At 49.8% G+C, this 18,025-nt stretch carries 17 protein-coding genes; all 17 read right to left on the reverse strand.

The window, feature by feature from the left end; translation table 11 throughout:
• Positions 1-13: 13 nt before the first annotated feature.
• The 17 genes from EC843_RS02135 to EC843_RS02215 all read right to left on the reverse strand — a co-directional run bounded on the left by EC843_RS02135 (position 14) and on the right by EC843_RS02215 (position 17,947).
• The gene (locus EC843_RS02135) at positions 14-925 is read right to left on the reverse strand and encodes an OmpG family monomeric porin (protein WP_133521521.1); all 912 of its coding nucleotides are present in this window, start codon (positions 923-925) and stop codon (positions 14-16) included.
• Positions 926-1,000: 75 nt separating this feature from the next.
• Entirely contained in the window at positions 1,001-2,080 is a 1,080-nt protein-coding gene (locus EC843_RS02140) for an ABC transporter ATP-binding protein (protein ID WP_064546460.1), read from the reverse strand.
• Positions 2,081-2,095: 15 nt separating this feature from the next.
• On the reverse strand, positions 2,096-2,773 hold the full coding sequence (pgmB, locus tag EC843_RS02145) for a beta-phosphoglucomutase (protein WP_133521522.1): 678 nt from the start codon (positions 2,771-2,773) through the stop codon (positions 2,096-2,098).
• Positions 2,770-5,052, reverse strand: a complete 2,283-nt coding sequence (locus tag EC843_RS02150) for a glycoside hydrolase family 65 protein (RefSeq protein ID WP_133521523.1) — start codon at positions 5,050-5,052, stop codon at positions 2,770-2,772. Before EC843_RS02150 ends, pgmB begins: the two co-directional genes overlap by 4 nt.
• The gene (locus EC843_RS02155) at positions 5,049-6,089 is read right to left on the reverse strand and encodes a Gfo/Idh/MocA family oxidoreductase (RefSeq protein ID WP_064546454.1); all 1,041 of its coding nucleotides are present in this window, start codon (positions 6,087-6,089) and stop codon (positions 5,049-5,051) included. Before EC843_RS02155 ends, EC843_RS02150 begins: the two co-directional genes overlap by 4 nt.
• 13 nt (positions 6,090-6,102) lie before the next feature.
• Complete coding sequence (locus EC843_RS02160; protein WP_133521524.1) at positions 6,103-6,891, reverse strand: sugar phosphate isomerase/epimerase; 789 nt, start codon at positions 6,889-6,891, stop codon at positions 6,103-6,105.
• Between the two features lie 154 nt (positions 6,892-7,045).
• Entirely contained in the window at positions 7,046-8,095 is a 1,050-nt protein-coding gene (locus tag EC843_RS02165) for a zinc-binding alcohol dehydrogenase (RefSeq protein ID WP_133521525.1), read from the reverse strand.
• Between the two features lie 78 nt (positions 8,096-8,173).
• Positions 8,174-9,019 carry a carbohydrate ABC transporter permease gene (locus EC843_RS02170; protein ID WP_133521526.1) on the reverse strand — a complete coding sequence of 282 codons (846 nt, stop codon included), beginning with the start codon at positions 9,017-9,019 and terminating at the stop codon, positions 8,174-8,176.
• Positions 9,016-9,888 (reverse strand): sugar ABC transporter permease, encoded by an 873-nt coding sequence (locus tag EC843_RS02175; RefSeq protein ID WP_133521527.1) that lies wholly within the window; start codon positions 9,886-9,888, stop codon positions 9,016-9,018. The genes EC843_RS02170 and EC843_RS02175 overlap by 4 nt, the downstream gene beginning before the upstream one ends.
• Before the next feature lie 30 nt (positions 9,889-9,918).
• The gene (locus tag EC843_RS02180) at positions 9,919-11,211 is read right to left on the reverse strand and encodes an extracellular solute-binding protein (RefSeq protein WP_133521528.1); all 1,293 of its coding nucleotides are present in this window, start codon (positions 11,209-11,211) and stop codon (positions 9,919-9,921) included.
• A gap of 15 nt (positions 11,212-11,226) precedes the next feature.
• On the reverse strand, positions 11,227-12,912 hold the full coding sequence (locus EC843_RS02185) for a sugar phosphorylase (RefSeq protein ID WP_133521529.1): 1,686 nt from the start codon (positions 12,910-12,912) through the stop codon (positions 11,227-11,229).
• 262 nt (positions 12,913-13,174) lie between these two features.
• On the reverse strand, positions 13,175-14,335 hold the full coding sequence (locus EC843_RS02190; protein WP_133521530.1) for a PapG chaperone-binding domain-containing protein: 1,161 nt from the start codon (positions 14,333-14,335) through the stop codon (positions 13,175-13,177).
• Positions 14,336-14,416: 81 nt separating this feature from the next.
• Positions 14,417-15,577: a PapG chaperone-binding domain-containing protein gene (locus EC843_RS02195; RefSeq protein WP_133521531.1), complete on the reverse strand. Its 1,161-nt coding sequence runs from the start codon at positions 15,575-15,577 to the stop codon at positions 14,417-14,419.
• Positions 15,578-15,588: 11 nt separating this feature from the next.
• Positions 15,589-16,137, reverse strand: a complete 549-nt coding sequence (locus tag EC843_RS02200) for a fimbrial protein (protein WP_133521532.1) — start codon at positions 16,135-16,137, stop codon at positions 15,589-15,591.
• Between the two features lie 10 nt (positions 16,138-16,147).
• The gene (locus EC843_RS02205) at positions 16,148-16,708 is read right to left on the reverse strand and encodes a fimbrial protein (protein ID WP_133521533.1); all 561 of its coding nucleotides are present in this window, start codon (positions 16,706-16,708) and stop codon (positions 16,148-16,150) included.
• Entirely contained in the window at positions 16,705-17,205 is a 501-nt protein-coding gene (locus EC843_RS02210) for a pilus-assembly fibrillin subunit (RefSeq protein ID WP_133521534.1), read from the reverse strand. The genes EC843_RS02205 and EC843_RS02210 overlap by 4 nt, the downstream gene beginning before the upstream one ends.
• Before the next feature lie 22 nt (positions 17,206-17,227).
• Positions 17,228-17,947 carry a fimbria/pilus periplasmic chaperone gene (locus EC843_RS02215; RefSeq protein WP_064546432.1) on the reverse strand — a complete coding sequence of 240 codons (720 nt, stop codon included), beginning with the start codon at positions 17,945-17,947 and terminating at the stop codon, positions 17,228-17,230.
• Positions 17,948-18,025: the final 78 nt, after the last annotated feature.

Here is an 18,025-nt window from a genome sequence, read left to right on the forward strand (position 1 = left end):
CGAAATCCGAAACTTAAAACGCGTAATTCACACCAATACCTGCATAGTGGAATTTATCATTATCACCTTCGTCATGGTTTTCCCACTCGAATGCATACTCCAGCGTCATTGACAGGCCGTTCCGGAAATCATAGGCATACAATAAACCCAGACGATTATAGTCATGGTTTTCAGTGTCAATATCCTCAGACCAATCCCAGTTCGTCCAGCGATCCAACCCCAGACGGGTGTATGGCGTCAAAGTGGTATTGCCAAGCGCAATCGGCAGATAGATACGCATTTCCTGGGTAGAAAACTCACCGTTATTTTTATCGCTATCGGTATTAAAGCCGCGTTCTAAATAGTAGTTAGTGCGTAGTGTAACGGTTTCATTAATTCGCCAGCTGAACCCCGTTTCCGTTTCAACACGGCTGTCGGAATAGCCGGTCTGGTCAAGATCGTTATCAAAGCGGTAGTATGCCAACCAACCGCTGAAACTCCAGTCAGGGTTAATTTTCACATTCCAGTCCGGCTGGAATTTATAACGCTGGGTATTTGCCGTACCATTGCTGGAACCATCATCATTTTTGAAATGGTAGCCGTAATTACGCATGCCGCCAGTGAAACCTAATGACCAGTCATCATTGTCGATAATTTGATAACGAATATCGATTTCCGGGCGGTTAAAGTAAGTACCACGGGATAAGTCGCTGTAATCCGCCGAACCTTCCTGATACATGGTTAATGCGATAGACCAGTCACCATAGCTGGCATTAAAGTAGACAGAGGGTTCATATAATCCATCTTTATCCTCACCCTGACCTTCAACGTTTTCTATTTCATACATCGTACCAATATTATAATTCCAGCCGTTATTTTCCGCAGCTTGCACGCAGGCCGCTCCTGCACAGGCAATAAGCACTGTGCATTGCATTAGCTTTTTCATTTTTGTATTCCTTGTGAAATTTACACAGAGAGAAAAAGCCGGGAGTGTTAATTCCCGGCAGGGTACAGAATATTATTAGTTAATCGCGTATTCGGTTTCAGAATCAAAGAAATGACTTTTATTCATATCGAACGTTATTTTTATATTTTGTGCAGCCCGATAATCACTATCTGAATTGGCGCGTAAGGTTAATTCATGGCCACCTACGGTGGCGTATAACATAAACTCCGCTCCGGTTAGCTCAGCCACTGTAATATGAGCATCAATGCCTTTATCCTGTAACACCGGGATAATATCTTCAGGGCGAATACCTAATATTACCGGTTTATGTTGATAATTAGCTAAGTTCATTGCCGCATATTTATCATCCGGGATAGGCAGCTTTAATGTTTCAGTGACAAAGCAGCCGTCATCCAGTGTGCCACGGATAAAGTTCATCGATGGCGAGCCAATAAACCCGGCAACAAACATATTGGCCGGATGGTTATAAACCGTTTTAGGCGCCCCAACCTGCTGAATAATGCCATCTTTCATGATAACGATGCGCGTTGCCATGGTCATCGCTTCGGTCTGATCGTGGGTCACGTAGATCATGGTGGTATTCAGTTTTTGATGGAGCTTGCTGATTTCAGCACGCATTTGTACTCGCAACCGCGCATCCAGGTTGGATAGCGGTTCATCCATCAAAAATACACCGGCTTCGCGTACGATGGCGCGTCCTAGCGCCACGCGCTGGCGTTGCCCACCGGAAAGAGCAGCAGGTTTACGGTCGAGGTAGGTTTTTAACCCCAGAATAGAGGCGGCCCACTGTACGCGTTCATCAATAATGTTGGCGTCGAGTTTCTGCATCTTCAGCCCGAACGCCATGTTGTCGTAAACCGACATATGCGGATACAGCGCGTAGTTCTGGAACACCATAGCGATACCGCGCGACTTGGCAGGCACGTCATTCATGCACACGCCATCAATCAACAGTTCGCCACCACTGATTTCTTCCAGTCCGGCAATCATCCGCAAAGTGGTCGATTTTCCGCAGCCCGATGGCCCAACGAACACGATAAATTCTTTGTCCTCGATTTCGAGGGTGAAATCTTTCACCACATGAACCTGGTTGTTATAAATCTTTTGAATGTGCTGTAACGAGAGTTGTGCCATCACTTGTTCCTTTTTTCACACCGCGTGTGCACTGTGTTTGGTTAACCAGAATGTTTGCAAAAGTGGCCAGTTCAATTCTGCCGTCGTCGGCAGAAGCAAATCGGCGTGTTCAAGCCCCGAGCCAACCCCTACCGAGAGCATGCCGCTGGCGTTAATCGCCTCAATTCCCGCTTGTGCATCTTCAATGCCAATACATCTGGCCGGTTCGACACCCAGCCCTGCACAAGCGGCAAGGAAGATTTCAGGGTCGGGTTTTGAATGCTCGATTTGGCTGGCGTCCGCGCAGAAATCGAACTGACCTTTAAGCCGCAACGCTTGCAGAATGCGTGGCGCATTCAAGGAAACAGAAGCCAGCCCGACACGAATATGCTGGTGGTGAAGCTCTTCGAGCAACGCCGCAATTCCCGGCAGGATCGCCGCAGGATCGAGGTGCTGAAGTGACGCGACATAGAGCGTGTTTTTACGCTCGGCAAGTTTGATTTTTGCCTGGCTGTCAAAACGCTGCTCTGCTCCCCCGCTGCGCAAAATGCGCGCCAGGGAATCCATGCGGCTGATACCTTTGAGCTGCTCGTTAATCCGCTCGTCGATCTCAATACCAATTTCACCAGCAACCTGCCGCCATGCCAGGAAATGCAAATGAGCGGTGTCCGTCACCACGCCGTCTAAATCAAAAATTACTGCTTCAGGCTTCATAGTGGTGTTCCTTTTGTGGTACCGCTCCCAGTTAAAGGTGTGAAAAAATCAGCCAGCGAAAAAGTCGCAGCCCTCGTGATTTGCAGAGCGGTGTTGCCAAGGTGAAGATTGATCGGTTTTTCGGACGATGAAGTCACACTCAACTGTTGGTGAGTTAACGTCAGTTGGATGCGCGCCCCTTGCCAGACAAACGGCAGCGAGATGGATTGCCACTGTTCGGGCAAACATGGGTTCAGATGCAGTTCTCCACATTCCACGGTTAGCCCAGCAAAACCCTGCACCGCACCGAGCCAGATTGCGCCGGTCGCGGCGGCGTGAATGCCGTCGTCACAGCTGTGCGGTTCATCACCGAGATCGATAAGACATGCCTGCTGCCAGAATTGATATGCCTGTTCACGGCGTCCACAACGTGCAGCAATGACGCCATGAATGGCTTTGCTGAGCGAAGAGTCGTGAATGGTGCGCGGTTCATAGTAATCGAGATTGGCTGCCAGTTGGGCTGGCGTAAACTGCCACGGCAACATGTAGGCCAGCATCACCACATCCGCCTGTTTAAGGATTTGCATCTCGTTAACTTCAGCGCGTGAGTAATCCAGCAAGATAGCTTGAGTGCCCTGCTGCTCTTTATAGCCTGTGAGATCAAGGGTCGGTTTACTGAAGAAGCTGTCGTCTTGCGCAATAACATGGTCTTCACGGGCTTCAGGCAACCAAATACGTGCAAGGAAACGATCGGCCTGGCGGAAGAAATCGTCGTCCGGTAACGCAAACTGCTGTAAATAGTGCCTGGCTCGTTCAACGTTGTGATACGCCAGATAGTTGGTATAGGCGTTGTTATCAACATGCTCGGTGTACTCGTCCGGCCCAATGACATCGTGCAGTTCCAGCCTGCCATTAGCCTCAACTGCGCGGCTCATCCAGAAACGTGCGGTTTCAAGCAACAGCGCCACTCCGCGTTCACGCATAAAGCCATCGTCGCCGGTGACTTGATAATATGCGTCTACCGCCCAGGCAATATCTGCCACCAAATGGTGTTCAGCCACGGCTGAGGCGACTTTCTGGCGCAAGCCAGTACGGATATTAATTGCCGCAAACTCTGGTGTTTCTTCTTCCCCGGACCAGGCGCTTTCCCACGGGAACAATGCGCCCTGCCAGCCATTTTTGCGCGCTTTCTCCAGTGCGCCCGCGAGGTTATGCCAGCGATAACTCAACAACTGGCGAGCGATTTCTGGTTGCGTCATCAGATGGAATGGCAGCAAGAACACTTCGGTATCCCAGAAAACATGGCCTTTGTAGCCTTCGCCGGTCAGCCCTTTCGCCGCAATACTGCATTTCTCGTTATGCGCGGGGGTCATCGCAAACAGGTGATACAACGCAAAATCTAACGCAATTTGATCCTGGCTATTTTGGCTTTCAAGCTGCACACGGCTGCGTTGCCAGTATGTCTCCCAAACCTGGTTGGACTCGGCCAGCAGTTGCTCATAACCCCGTTCCACACACTGCATCAGCTTGTTCAACGCCTGTTCGCTGCAACTGGCTGCGTGGTAGTCGCTATCTAACGAGCTGGTAATCCAGCTGGTTTTCACCAACTCGAATGTCTGGCCTTTCGCTACCTTGCCGCTACAGTGCTGGGTCAGACGGCGGTTCTTCGCATAAAAGCTGCTGCAACTCTCCGCTGGCAAGGCACAGAAACTGCTAATCACCACTTCGTTGCTGCCGTCCAGAGTGCGATAACAACCCTGTAAATACCGCTGTTCAAAGACCCGGACACTGGTTTCATCCAGATGCTGACGGCCTGAGTTAGTTTGGGTGGCATCGATACCGGTGCTGATGGTGACCCGTGCATTGTCGTCGAGCGGCGTGATAGCCACACGCGAGCACAACAAGGAATGCTGTGCCGCCGACAGGAATCGCTGGCACACGATCTGATAACGTTTACCGTTTGGCGCATGCCACACCAGGCTGCGACGCAGTTCTCCACAAGCCAAATCAAGCTCGCGATGATAATCAGTCACCGTCCCTGAAAGCAGGGTAAATATTTCGCCATCCAGTTCGATGCGCATTTGCAGCACATCAGGCAAATTCACCAGTTCGGTGGTTTCTACGGCTGAACTGCGATGATAAAACCCCGCCAGATACATACCGTGAGTCTGCTCGGTGTAGGCTTCTTCATGGCAGGCCCGTAGCCCCAGATAGCCATTTCCAGCGGCCATTAAGGTGGCAAATTTATTCAGCGTGTGTTGGCTAAATTGCAGGTCTTGCAGTCGGGTAAGAGTGCTCATAAATCGATGCTCGCTCCTGATTCCGCTGCGCGATAAATCGCCGCAACCAGTTGCTGAATAAGGTAGCCCTGCTCGGCATCCGCGATGCTGACTGGCTCACCAAGGACATGATCGACAAACGCCTGCATGCTTTTGAAATGGCGCTGGCTGTCAGCGGTTTCTCTTTGTGACAACGTCACCAGCTCTCCAGCTTCATCCTGGTAGATATGCGCCGGGAACAGCGTGGCCCCCGCGTTTACCCCACAGAATTCCACATTCATCACCGATTGCTGGGCAATGTTCAGCGCAAACGAAGTTTCAAGACGCAGAATGCCGCCGTTGTGAAACTCGATAGTGGCGAACAGCGCATCTTCTACGGTGTAGGTTTTTGGGTCCCACTCACCGAATTGCCCGCTGTGTTTACGGGTGCCAAGCTTCTGGAACGAGTGCGCCGATACCCGCCGCACTGCCGGAAAACCGAGCACATACATTGCGGCATCGAGCATATGAATACCGATGTCGATAAGCGGCCCGCCGCCCTGTAACTCTTTATTGGTGAAAACACCCCAGCCCGGTACACCGCAGCGGCGCAACGCTTTAGCGGTGGTGACATAAATTTCGCCGAGCGTGCCGGCAACCACTTGCTGGCGTAAAAACTGCGTGTCGCTGGCAAAACGGTGGTGAAAATCGTAGGCCAGCACTTTCCCGGCTTTGCGGGCAGCATCGCGCATTTCAGCCGCTTGCTCCGGCGTCATGGCCGGTGGCTTTTCACACATCACATGGCAGTTGTGCTCCAGAGCCTGCATCACATGTTGATGATGGAAACGGTTCGGCGTGCAGACGCTGACAATGTCGGGCGCACATGTGCGATACATTTCATCTGCATCGCTGAAGGCATGTGGGATACCGAGTTTGTCTGCCAGCGCCTGCGCACGACCGGTGTGGCTATCAACGACAGCCACCAGTTCCAGTTCACTTCTTGTCAGGTAATACGACGCATGGACGGTTTGGGCGACCTGCCCGCCACCGATAATAGCCACCCTGAGTTTTCGACTCATCTCACGTTGCCTCTTAGCAGGTACGCAAAAATTGCAACGACTGTTGGTACGCCGCCGCCGGATCTTCCGCGCGAATGCGACCTTCGTAGACGATGTAACCGTCATAGCCATCCGCGCGAAGCTGTTCAAAATGCTTTTTGAAATCGATGCTGCCGCTGCCTGGCTGGTAACGATGGTTGTCGGCAATATGCACATGACCAAGCAGGTCACGGTTAGCATGAAACGCCGTGCTGATGTCGTCTTCTTCGATATTCATGTGATAGAAATCGCCGATGATTTGCGTGTGTTTTAGCTGGTTTTCTTCGATATACCAACGCGCATCGGCCAGCGTGTTGATCATATGATCCTGGTAACGGTTAAGCGGTTCGAGGTAAACCGTGGTCCCGGTACGTGCCGCGACTTCATCCAGATAACGCAGCGAATCACTAACCGCTTTACGATCCCCTGCCAGGCTGCGCGGTGAGTTCATTGGCGGCAAGCGAAACGTGAACATGCCCCATGCCGCTGGAACCACAATCCCTTTGCCTCCCACTTGCGCCAATGCTTCAAGAATGCGGGTAATTTGTTGCAGGCCATTCAAACGACGCTCTTCAATAAAGTCGCCAATCCAGCCATCGTAACCGCCACATGCGGTAGTGACCGGCAAACCAGTAGCGGCAATCGCCGCTTTCACTGCCTGCACATTTTCGACAAGCAGTTTGCCGTCGATTTCGAAACCATCGAAGCCCATCGCTTTGACGTATTTGAATTTTTCCAGAATATCTGCCGGGAAAAACGCCTGGTTTTGAGTACCGATTTTCATGATTTATTCCTTAATTATTCCTGAAAATATTTCCCTAAGTATTTCGAGGTGCAGAAAGGCGGCAAGAGAGTAAATCCCCTGGAGCTTACTCAAGTAAGTGACTGGGATGCACGAAAGCAGCCAACATATCTGCAACTTGAAAGACGACGGGAAATTAGAAGGTTACGCCCATCTTGATGCTCAAATCCGGATGCTTATCGACATACTTCATGTAGCTTTCGGCGCTGTCATTGAATGTCACTACCGGGTCAATCAGGTCTTCGCAGTTCAGATAACCGTTCATCAACAGCTCCCAGCAGGTTTGTTCAATACGCTTACGATCCCAGCGCGGATAGTCCGGATTTGGTTCGCTGCTGCCGCGGGAAAAGACGATTTTGGCGTTATTGAAGTGAGCTTCGCGACCCAGGTTGAAGTCATGGAAAGGTTTGGCAAAAGCGACGTAAGAGATGGTGCCGCCGTAGGCGATACCGCGCAGTGCGGCTTGCAGCGCCTGGTCGTTGCCGCTGGTTTCGATAATCACGTCCGCGCCAAGCTTATTGGTGATCTTTTTGATTTCCAGGCCCACGTCGGTGCCAATCGGGTTCAGGCAGAAATCTGCGCCGTGACGTTTGGCTATTTCACAACGATGCGCAATAGGGTCAACGCCAATCACGACGGATGCACCAGCTTTTTTCGCCAGTTGAATGGCAATTTGGCCAATAGCACCGAGACCGACGACGACTACAAAATCCCCTACCCGCACATTGCCATCGCGCACACCGCTCATGGCGAACTGCGCCGGATCGTAGCAAACCGCGTTTTTCCAGTTCGCTCCGGCAGGCATTTTGCGCAGTTTGTAGTTGTTAACGCCGTTGGCGATAACCGTTTCCTGTAATGGGCCGTAAGTGCAAACCTGGTTGCCCATTTGATATTCGGTGACGTCAGCACCGCATTCGATGACTTCACCGACGACCATATTGCCGAGCTGGAATTTGCCAAATTCAATACCACGGGCTGCACCTTCTGCGCGTGGCACAAACATATTCCATTCCGTCGAAAATTCTTCGTCGATAAACGGGCTGGCGGCGCGGAAATCCACCACTTCGGTGCCGTGTTTTGGCGCACCGAAGGCCACTTTGATTTTCACTTCGTGTGCCTGTACGGCACGATCTTCATAGTCCACTAAGGCCGCGATACGCGGTGCGGTTGCGACTAACTTCTTCATTTTTAACTCCAGTAATTAAATGTTGTGGTGGATGACGCAGCGCTTATCCACCCTACAAAACAGTGCAAATGAACCTGCTTAACCTTTAACGCCGCCTGCAGTCAGGCCGCTTTTAATAAAGCGTTCGGAAAGTGCGTACATCACCACCACTGGCAATGCAGTCACCAGCGAGGCCGCCATCATTCTTCCCCACACGTAATCCGGGGTGCTGAACAGCGTGCTTAAGCCGACTGGCAGCGTGAAGTTTGCCGAGCTGGAGAGGAAAATAGAGGCAAACAGATAGTCGTTCCACGCCACCATAAAGCAGTAGACGAATACCGAAACCAGCCCGGAAATCGCCAGCGGCACGGTGATGTAGAAGATGATTTGCAGGCGGTTTAAGCCGTCCATCATCGCTGCTTCTTCTATTTCATCCGGAATGGTGTCGAAGTAGCTTTTCAGCATAAAGACCGCAGTTGGCAAGGTCTGCGTCACCATCGTGATGATCAGCGCCAGTTCGGTATCATAAATCCCCAGTGCGGTGATGATTTTGAACAATGGCACCACCAGCAAAATGCCGGAAAACATATACACCGCGTAGAAACTGGCGTTGATGGTCATCCGCCCTTTAAAGCGCAATTTGGAAAGTGCATATGCGCCCAGGATGCCGATCAACACCGCAATGGCAGAGGAAGTCAGCGATACCACCAGGCTGTTTTTGAAATAGGTCAAAAACGGGAAGATGGCTGGGTTAAAAATGTCGATGTAATGCTGCAACGTCCACTCTTGCGGGAAGATGGTCGGATGCAACGAGATGGCCTCTTTCGGACTTTTAAACGAAGTCATCAGCATGACAAAGAACGGGAATAGCGTGATTGCCAGGAACAATGCCAGCCCAGAGTAAAAGCCCACGCGCCCTAACAGTTTGCGATGATTAGCGGTCATTTAAGATTCACCCGTTTTCTGGTCAGCAAGATGACGGCGAAGATAATGACGAACAGCACCACGGAAATGGCGGCTGCTTTTCCTAAGTCATTAAAGGAAAAGGCCGTTTTATAGAGATAGACGCCGAGAATGTTGACCTTAGTGGTTAACAACCAGACATCCGCAAACATGTAGAACATCCAGATGGTGCGCAGCGTCACCACCGTTGCCAGTACCGGCATAATGGCTGGCAGCGTAACAATTTTGAATTTCTGCCAGCCGTTCGCCCCGTCCATTTCAGCCGCTTCGTACAGCGATTTGTCGATGGTCTGCAAAATCGCCAGGAATGAGATAAACGCATATGGGAAGTAGCGCCAGATGGCGAAGAGCACTACTAAAAAGAAGCTGCTGCCGGGGTTGTCGAACCACAACGGCGCTTCGTTGAACAGATGCAGCATGTCGACGCCGAGATAGTTCACGATGCCGTAGCCGCTGTTAAACATATATTTCCAGGCGAACACCAAAGAGATTGACGGTGTCACGTAAGAAAGGATCACCAGCGAGCGAGCTGTTTTACGTAACCGAAACTCGCGGTTAAAGAACAGCGCCACGCCCAGCCCTAACCCTGTACTGCCAAGAACCACCAGCGCGGTGTACCAGAACGTGGTCCATAGCGAGTGCCAGAACGCCGTATCGCTCAGGATGTTGAGGTAATTTTCCAGCCCGATAAACCGCGAGCTGATGTTCGGGTTAAGCGGCAAGCGCAAAAAACTGATTTCGATGTTCGATAGCATCGGCCAGGCCACTAATCCCCCCAGCAATAACAAGCTGGGGGCGAGTAGCATCATGGCAAATGGCATATCAGAGCGGCCTGAGAACCACTTCTTCATAGTGACTTATCCTGTGATTTCAGTGTGGTTTCAGTGTTGTTTCATCAATTCGACGATGCGCTGCTGGCTGTTATCCAGTGCCGGAGCGGTGGCTTGTTTACCCACCGTGACCTGGTTGACCATTTCACTCAAAATGGCTGAGCCGGTGATGTCGCCCATGCGGGTAAAGTTTTTCTCCCCCACTGAGCCAAAGACCTGCACGTTCGGGAATTGGGCAATCAGTTCGGCGGGAAGCGTGCCAAAGGCTTTGATTACCTCGTTATTTTTGTAGCTGTCGGTTTGTGCGACGGCTTTAGTGACCGGTAATGCCGCACCCGGTGACATCAGCACCCAATCAGCCGAGTTCTGCGCAGTCTCCATGAATGAGATAAATTTCTGTGCCGCTTCGGTTTCTGGCTTGCTTTGACCAGAGGTAATGGTCAGCGAGGTGATCATGCCGTACACCGCCGGGGATTTTTCCGTAGGCACTACGAAGCCGAGATCCTGCGGTGAACCGTCTTTATAGAAAGCTGGCAAGATGTAGGTGGAATAAACCGCCATCGAGGTGGTGCCATTCATAAAGGCATCTTTTATTTCCATCACATCGTTGGAACCTGGCATGGTGTACTGCGCCAGCTCGCGGTAATAGTTGAGCGAGGTCAGCATTTCAGGTGAGTTCGCGATGACGTTTCCGGCAGCATCAAAGACGTTGGCACCATTTGAGAGCGCGAATTGCGAGAAGGTTTGTTCGGTCATCACGCTTTCAGCCGTGGGCAGCGCAATACCGTATTTCTTGTGGGCGCTATCGGTCATGACGCCCGCCGCGTTGAGCAATTCCGTCCAGTTGGTGGGTTCGTTCACTCCGGCTTTCGCCAGCGCGGATTTGCGATACCAGATGCCGCCCAACCAGGCGCTGATAGGCACACCGGTAAAAGCACTGCCGTCTTCGGTGCGCACCACGCGTAAAATGCCATCGTAGAAACTACTTTCGCCGACGCCTGAAATCACAGTTTTGATGGCATCACGATCGATAAGCTGCTCTTTATCCATCACTTTGGCGTAATCGTGGCTGACTTCGATAACCTCGGGCAGCGCGCCGGAACGTGCCAGGGTGATCACTTTGGTGTTATAGGCGTCTTCTTCGACAGGCACCTGCTTAACGATGATTTGTGGGTTTTCCTCGCTGAAACGAGCGATCAATTTGGTGATGACCGCCTGGCGTTCCTGTTCAACCGACGAATGCATAAATTCAATAGTGACCTGCTCAGAATCGTCTTGCTTACATCCTGAGAGCAAAGCAGCGGCTACCAGTGCTGTTAACAGCACTGCTTTTTTCGTTTTCATGGTTATTCCTTTATATTAATAGCTAAGCCACAACACCTGATAAGGTTGTATTTTGTAAGATTGCTTTCCGTTAATTTTTATACCGGAAATTAAATCCTTAACATTATTACCTGGCAGAGTAATCTGTTGGCGATGATGGCTCAGATTGAATAATGCCGTAACATGATTTCCCTCTTTCGAGGTTCGTTTTATTTCTAACAAACTGCCATTAATGCATTGCGTAATAAAACTGCTGTCAGGATGGAATGCCGGGTGATTTTTACGAACATTGATCAGATGAGATAATTGTTTATACACTTGCTGGCGTAAACTATTTTCATCCAGAAGCTGGCTTTCAATTGCATGCCGTTCATATTTCTGACGGTTGATAGCGCGGTTATAACCCAGGCGCTCGACTCCGGCTTCATCATTACGTGACCCCAGAATACTTTGCACGTAAATGGCAGGGACACCCGGAAATGCAAGCAATATGGCATGAGCCAGGATAAATCTGGCCAGACGTTCCTCATCACTGCTATCCCGACGGTTTAGCGCATCCATATACGTGACGTTTATTTCATAGGGGCTGCGCGTACCATCAGGATTATTTTTCCAGTTGACTCGTGCACCTTCATCCTGAAGCTGATTCACCAGCTGTAAAATATCTTCTTCCGGTAATATTCCGCGCAACGGATTGAGCCCAATGCCGTCGTGGGAGGCGAGGAAATTAAACCATGTCGTATTGCCATTTGTGGCATCAGATAAAGAGTTTGCCCACTGGCTTAACACCTGCGCAGAACCGGTATGGATCGCGTGTAACACCAGCGGCGGCAAAGGGAATTGATACACCATCTGGGCTTCATCATGGCCGTTACCCAGATAGGAAATATTGTCTTTGTGCGGGACATTTGTCTCGGTAATCAATACGGTACCAGGTGCTACGGTGTCCACAACCGCACGGAACAACTTCACCAACTGGTGGGTTTTTTCCAGGTGAATACAGCTCGTGCCAATGGTTTTCCACATATAGCCCACCGCGTCCAGACGGATATAATCGGCTCCCTCTTGCAAATAGCGCAGCAGGACATCGACCATGGCCAACAGCACCAGTGGATTGGCAAAGTTGAGGTCGATTTGGTCATCGCTAAAAGTGGTCCAGATATGTTGCTGCGAGCCATCAGCCAGGGTAAATGGTGAGAGTAATGGCAGCGCGCGCGGACGAGTAACCGTGGATAAATCTGTCCGCGGTTCAACAGAAATAAAGAAATTCTGATATTCAGGATTTCCCGCAAGATATTCTGTGAACCAGTGGCTTTTTGCCGATATATGGTTGCAGACAAAATCGAACATCAGACTGGTTGATTTATTTAATTGTGCGACGTCCTGCCAGTCACCACATACTGCATCAACCTGATGATAATCAATAACCGAAAACCCATCATCAGATGACCATGGGTAAAAAGGCAGTAAGTGGACATGGGAGAAACTATTGGCTAGCCAGCGATGATAAAAATCATTCAGCGTTTTTAAGGTTTTTTCATTTTGTTGATGAAACTGATCGGCATAGGTGATAAGCACCACATCACGCTCATCCCACCCCTGCTTACGGGTTTTCAGATTCGTATCTTTGGCCTTCTTCACCCTGGAAATAAAAGCATCAATGACTGATTCATCTAACGGGTCATCATAAATAGCGGATAGTAATTCTATAATTTTTTTCATTTTGATTTTCTCATGGGAGCGGTACCACGAGAAGCGAGACTACTCCCGCTTTATTTTTCTGTCAACGCGAGGAAAGCTGAAGATTAATAATTGTGAGGTAACGCAAATTAAAATGAAAAAGCAGAAAGGTAACGGTACAAGAAGCCCCAGTTCGGTTCCAGAATGAACAGAACTGGTTTAAGCGCACTGCCAGCAACATTTTCTGTGGGCGGCCTGAGCGAGTTTCGATTCGCCGACCGCGTCCACATCTGGCCTGGCCTGATTACAAGATATTGACGATTGCCACCGCAGAACCGGTATAGGAACCGGGTAGTAAATCAGAACCGGCTTGTAACTCAGATTGTAAATAAAAAGTGGTTGCCCCATTGACTAATGCAGCCCCGGTTAATGTTCTTGCCCAATCGGTTTGATTTAACGATACAGACAGATAACTGCTTAAACCCGGACCTGGCCCCATATTAACCACCGTATAGGGATCATGAGTGTTATCCATACCCTGGAGAGTAATATCCACGGTGGTTTCGCCATCACAGGTGATAGCAAATGACTCTTGTTTTATATTTCTGTGTGCGTTGTTATATAAAACATTGCCATGTGACAAGGTAATATCTGTTGATGATAAAGAACAAATAACATCTGGGTTACCAGGTTCGCCGGTATCGTCAATGCGGATATCGAGCGGTAAATAAATCGTTTGTTTGTACTCAGGTGTTCCTGCTGGGTTTGTCGTCCACCAATTATTGGCACCCGACATAAACCAGGTACTTGTGCCCGCGAGTAGTATTGGAATGCTAACGGTGTAATTACCCGTCTGGATATTCAGTGCATCAATTAACACATCAATTGTTTTGGTTATTTGAAAATTACCATTACTCGTCACCCCAATCATATATGAACCCTGATAAGAGCGTATGGTTTCAATGATTCTCACTGCACCGGGATCGGTTTCATTCACAATCCTCATCTCTTGTGTTCCGCTGCCGCCGCCTTCCGGAGATAAATAGGTTTTCAGGGTCCCACCACCGACGCTCACATCCTGTGTACGCCCTTCAACAATATGCCCTTCCATACAATTTGATTGATAATCGGGAAGGACACCGGGCGGAAGACTATTTGGTGCCCAGTTAAAATTATTCAGCGAGTTATCATAATATTTAGCACCTTGGTCCATACTAATATTTAATGTTACCCGATATTTTCCCTGGCCGGCTGTGTTACCCATCCATTCTTGTCTTTCTATATTCACATACACCCCAAAATCATCAGAGGTTCCCTTCCACCAGGTGCCTGTCGCATCAACCAGATTGCATTCGCCCGCTGTCGCTTGAACCGCACTGCCCATTCCAATAATGAGGAGCATTAAACGCCATAACTTCATACATTTATAGGGGCTGGAGGACGATTTTCTACCTGCGATGATCACGCTTTTATCTCCTGAAATACAAACTCCGTGAATGCGCGATTCTGGCAAACAACAGACTGTTAAGTGAATAGATGAAAATAACTAAATGATATTTACAATAGCTACAGCTGAACCCGTATAGGAACCAGGGAGGAGATCAGAACCGGCCTGTAAATTAGATTGCAAATAAAAAGTGGAGGCGCCATTTATTAATACCGTACCCGCCAATGTACTGGACCAGGTTGTTTGATCTAACGACACAGACAGTTGACTGATTAAACCTGGACCAGGTCCCATGTTGACCTCTGTATAGGAGTCCTGAGTGTTATTGTTGCCCTGAAGCATAATATCTGCAGTGGTTTCACCATCACAGGTAATAGAAAATGACTCCTGTTTGATGTTACCTTGCGCATTGTTGTATAAAATATTCCCGTGGGACAAAGTGATATCTGTTGTGGACAAAGAACAAATAACATCTGGGTTGCCAGGTTCGCCGGTGTCGTCAATACGAATATCGAGTGGTAAATAAACACTTTCTTTGTAATCAGGTGTTCCTGCTGGGTTTGATGTCCACCAATTATTGGCACCTGACATAAACCAGGTACTTGTCCCGGCAAGATTTATTGGAATGCTCACGGAGTAATTTCCCGGCTGAATATTTAACGCATCAACTAATACATCAATGGATTTTGTGGTTTGAAAATCTCCATTGTTTGCAATCCCAACCATATAATCACCTTTATACAGGTGTATTGTTTCGATGGTTCTTACGGCGCCGGGATCGTTCTCAGAAATGAGCCTCATTTCTTGTGATCCACTCTCCGCCCCAACATCTGCCAGGTAAATTTTCAATACTCCACCACCCACGCTAAGATCCTGGGCGCGTGCGAAAGTGCTATATCCTTCCATACAGTTTGTCTGTTCAAAAGGGACGATTCCATCCGCCGGTAGGATATTCGAACTCCAATTGCTGTTATTTGGCGATGACATGTAATATTTAACACCCTGATCCATGGTGATATTTAGACTCACACGGTATCGCCCCTGACCGGATGCGTTGCCCAGCCATTCCTGGCTTTGAATGTTAACGTTTACGCCATAAGTGGACGTTCCTTTCCACCACATCCCTCTCACGCCAATCATGTCGCACTCTTCGGCAATAGCTTGAGCAGTACCAGTGATACCGATAATCAAGACGACGATGCGCCAAAGCATTAGTCGAAAACTGACTAACGATCGCCCCCTGCTGCTTACATTTTTCACGGGCTTTTCTCCTACAGATAACTGATGCTCATCGTCGCCGTGGCACTGAAGGCACCCGCTTCCAGACTGCCTCCTTGCTTGTACGGCACCGCGGTCAGAGTGAATTGGCTGCTGGCGGTGCCATTGCCCGTCCAGCCTTGGGTGAGTGGATAACCATAGCCGTTACTGCCACCACCCAGTGTTAAAGGGAAACTGCTGTTCACTCCGTTCCCCTGGTACAATGCCACGCCGAGGATGTCGGCATTGCCTCCGGTAGCATCCGTTTTCAGCACATTAGTAGGCGCGCCAGTTAGCTGCGAACCGGTTACCCTGACATACGCGGCTCCGCTGTAATAGGTACAGCTGACGGGCACGGTGATGGATTTGGCGTAGGCCTGGCCATCCACCTTTTGGGCGTCCATATCGCCAAAATCCACGGTAATCAGACTGTCGCCGTTAACCACGCAAGGCGGGATGTAGATTTCGCTGGTGATGGTGATATTAATGTTTGCTCTTGCCGTCGTTGCGCTGAATAGTATTCCTGTCAACAGCAGCGCAGATGCGATTTGCCTGGTTTTCATCACCATCACCTCACTCATAATTCAGCACAAAATTGGCCTGCGCACTGTAATCGCCAGCAACGACACTCTGGTCTGCCAGAGCGTCCGGTGTGGCTTGTACCACCGCTTTAAAGTTCAGCACGATGGTGCTGCTGTCTAACTGAGTACCCGCCCCCTGGTTATGCGGCTCACCGAGCTTCAGTGGTGAAGTCCCGTCAACGTCCAGTATTCCCACCGCCAGTTTTCCGACATTCGGCCCGGTTCCCATGCGTAACCAGTAATCTGACTGGCTTCCCATGTTGGTTTCCCGGACGCCATCAAACGTCAGTTTGACCACGCTATAAAGCGTGGTAGTGGTGCAGTTATTCAGCTGAATGGAAAAACTCTCCTCCGGGCTGCGTCCTGGTGGATATTGAAAATCCTTGAGCGGCCGGTCGCCAAATAGTACGGTTTGCCCCTGGCTTTCTGGCGCCAGTTCACACGGGGATTCCCACAATACCCCTTTGAATTCCATAGGCGTTTCAGCCAGGATTGGCGTCGAAAATATAAAACCCAGCCCGAACAGCACCGACAACTTATTGATATTGATCATTCATACTCCAGACTCAGGCGCAGCAGCGCACCCTGCAACAGCATGTGCTGGCTCAATTTATAGGTCAGTTGGTTATCTCCGGATCGCAACGCCACTGCTTCTTCCGGCAGTTGAAGTTCTGGATACATCGGCTCTTCGCCATCAACCGAATCCTTCAACAATGCACTGCGGATAACATGGATGGGTGCCGCATTGTCTTCACTGGTCACGCCACCTTCACCACAACCTGTCAGTGTCAAATTCACCGGGACGACCCCGCCGACAACCGGAGTCCATGTGGTTTCCTGGGTTTTCAGAGTACAGGGAGAGGTGACTAGTGTTCCGCTGACAGCCAGAAAACCCACCTGACCATTACGCTCATTCACTTGCTGATGATTAGATTCATCAGGGATGAAAATTATTTTTTGGGACTGAACTTCGGCTGCCCGCGCCGCACTGCTTATCGACACCGCAGATACCAGTGTCAGCCCCATAATTATCAGCGTGTTTGGCTTCATTCCCCGCTCTCCTGGTTGATAATTACTTATCCGTTTCCACCGCAGTACAGCGGTTGCTGCTGCACTGGAACGTCAAGGACGGGCGGCCACCGTAATCGTTGATATAAGTCAGAACCGGCGCGTTGTAGTTACCCGCTTTCACACTTTGCGATGACTTAGGTGCCAGCATGACCGCTTCGAACTTTCCGACCTGTGTTTGTTTGGCCCCTTCACCAATGCCAATCACCGTGATGAAATAGGGCGTCGGGTTTTCTATGCGGTAGCCACCGCTTTCTTTGGTGAGAACCAGTTTGTCCTGCCACACCGCATTAGGTTTAGTTTTGATTGATGCCGGGCGGTAGAACAACTTCACACGCGTCTGTAGGGCGATTTGTAGCGAGTTAGCTTTTTCACTACGTGGCGGAATTTCCCGCAAATTGAAGTAAAACAGCGATTCACGATCCTGTGGCAGCTTCGCGATATCCGGAGTGGTGGATAAACGCAGCAGGCTTTTTACCCCAGGCTCAAGGCGCTGGACTGGTGGCGTAACGACTATCGGCCCGGTGGTAATTTTGGTTTGCCTGGCATCTTCTAACCACGCCTGCGCCAGGTACGGTAATTGTTTGTTGTCATTAGCAATATTCAATGTCATCGACTTATCGCCGCCATTAAAAATGACCCGCGTTCGGTCCAGCGAGATGGCAGCGTGAGCGCCAGACAAGGTACTCAAACATAAACCCACTACCGCTGTTGTTTTCATCATCGTGTTCACAATCTGATCTTCCTTACTGTGTTAATTCGGGTTACCGCCACCGCGGGTAAAGCGGTGTGTTATTGATAG

The sequence above is a fragment of the Buttiauxella sp. JUb87 genome, assembly GCF_004361975.1.
Taxonomy (GTDB): domain Bacteria; phylum Pseudomonadota; class Gammaproteobacteria; order Enterobacterales; family Enterobacteriaceae; genus Buttiauxella; species Buttiauxella ferragutiae.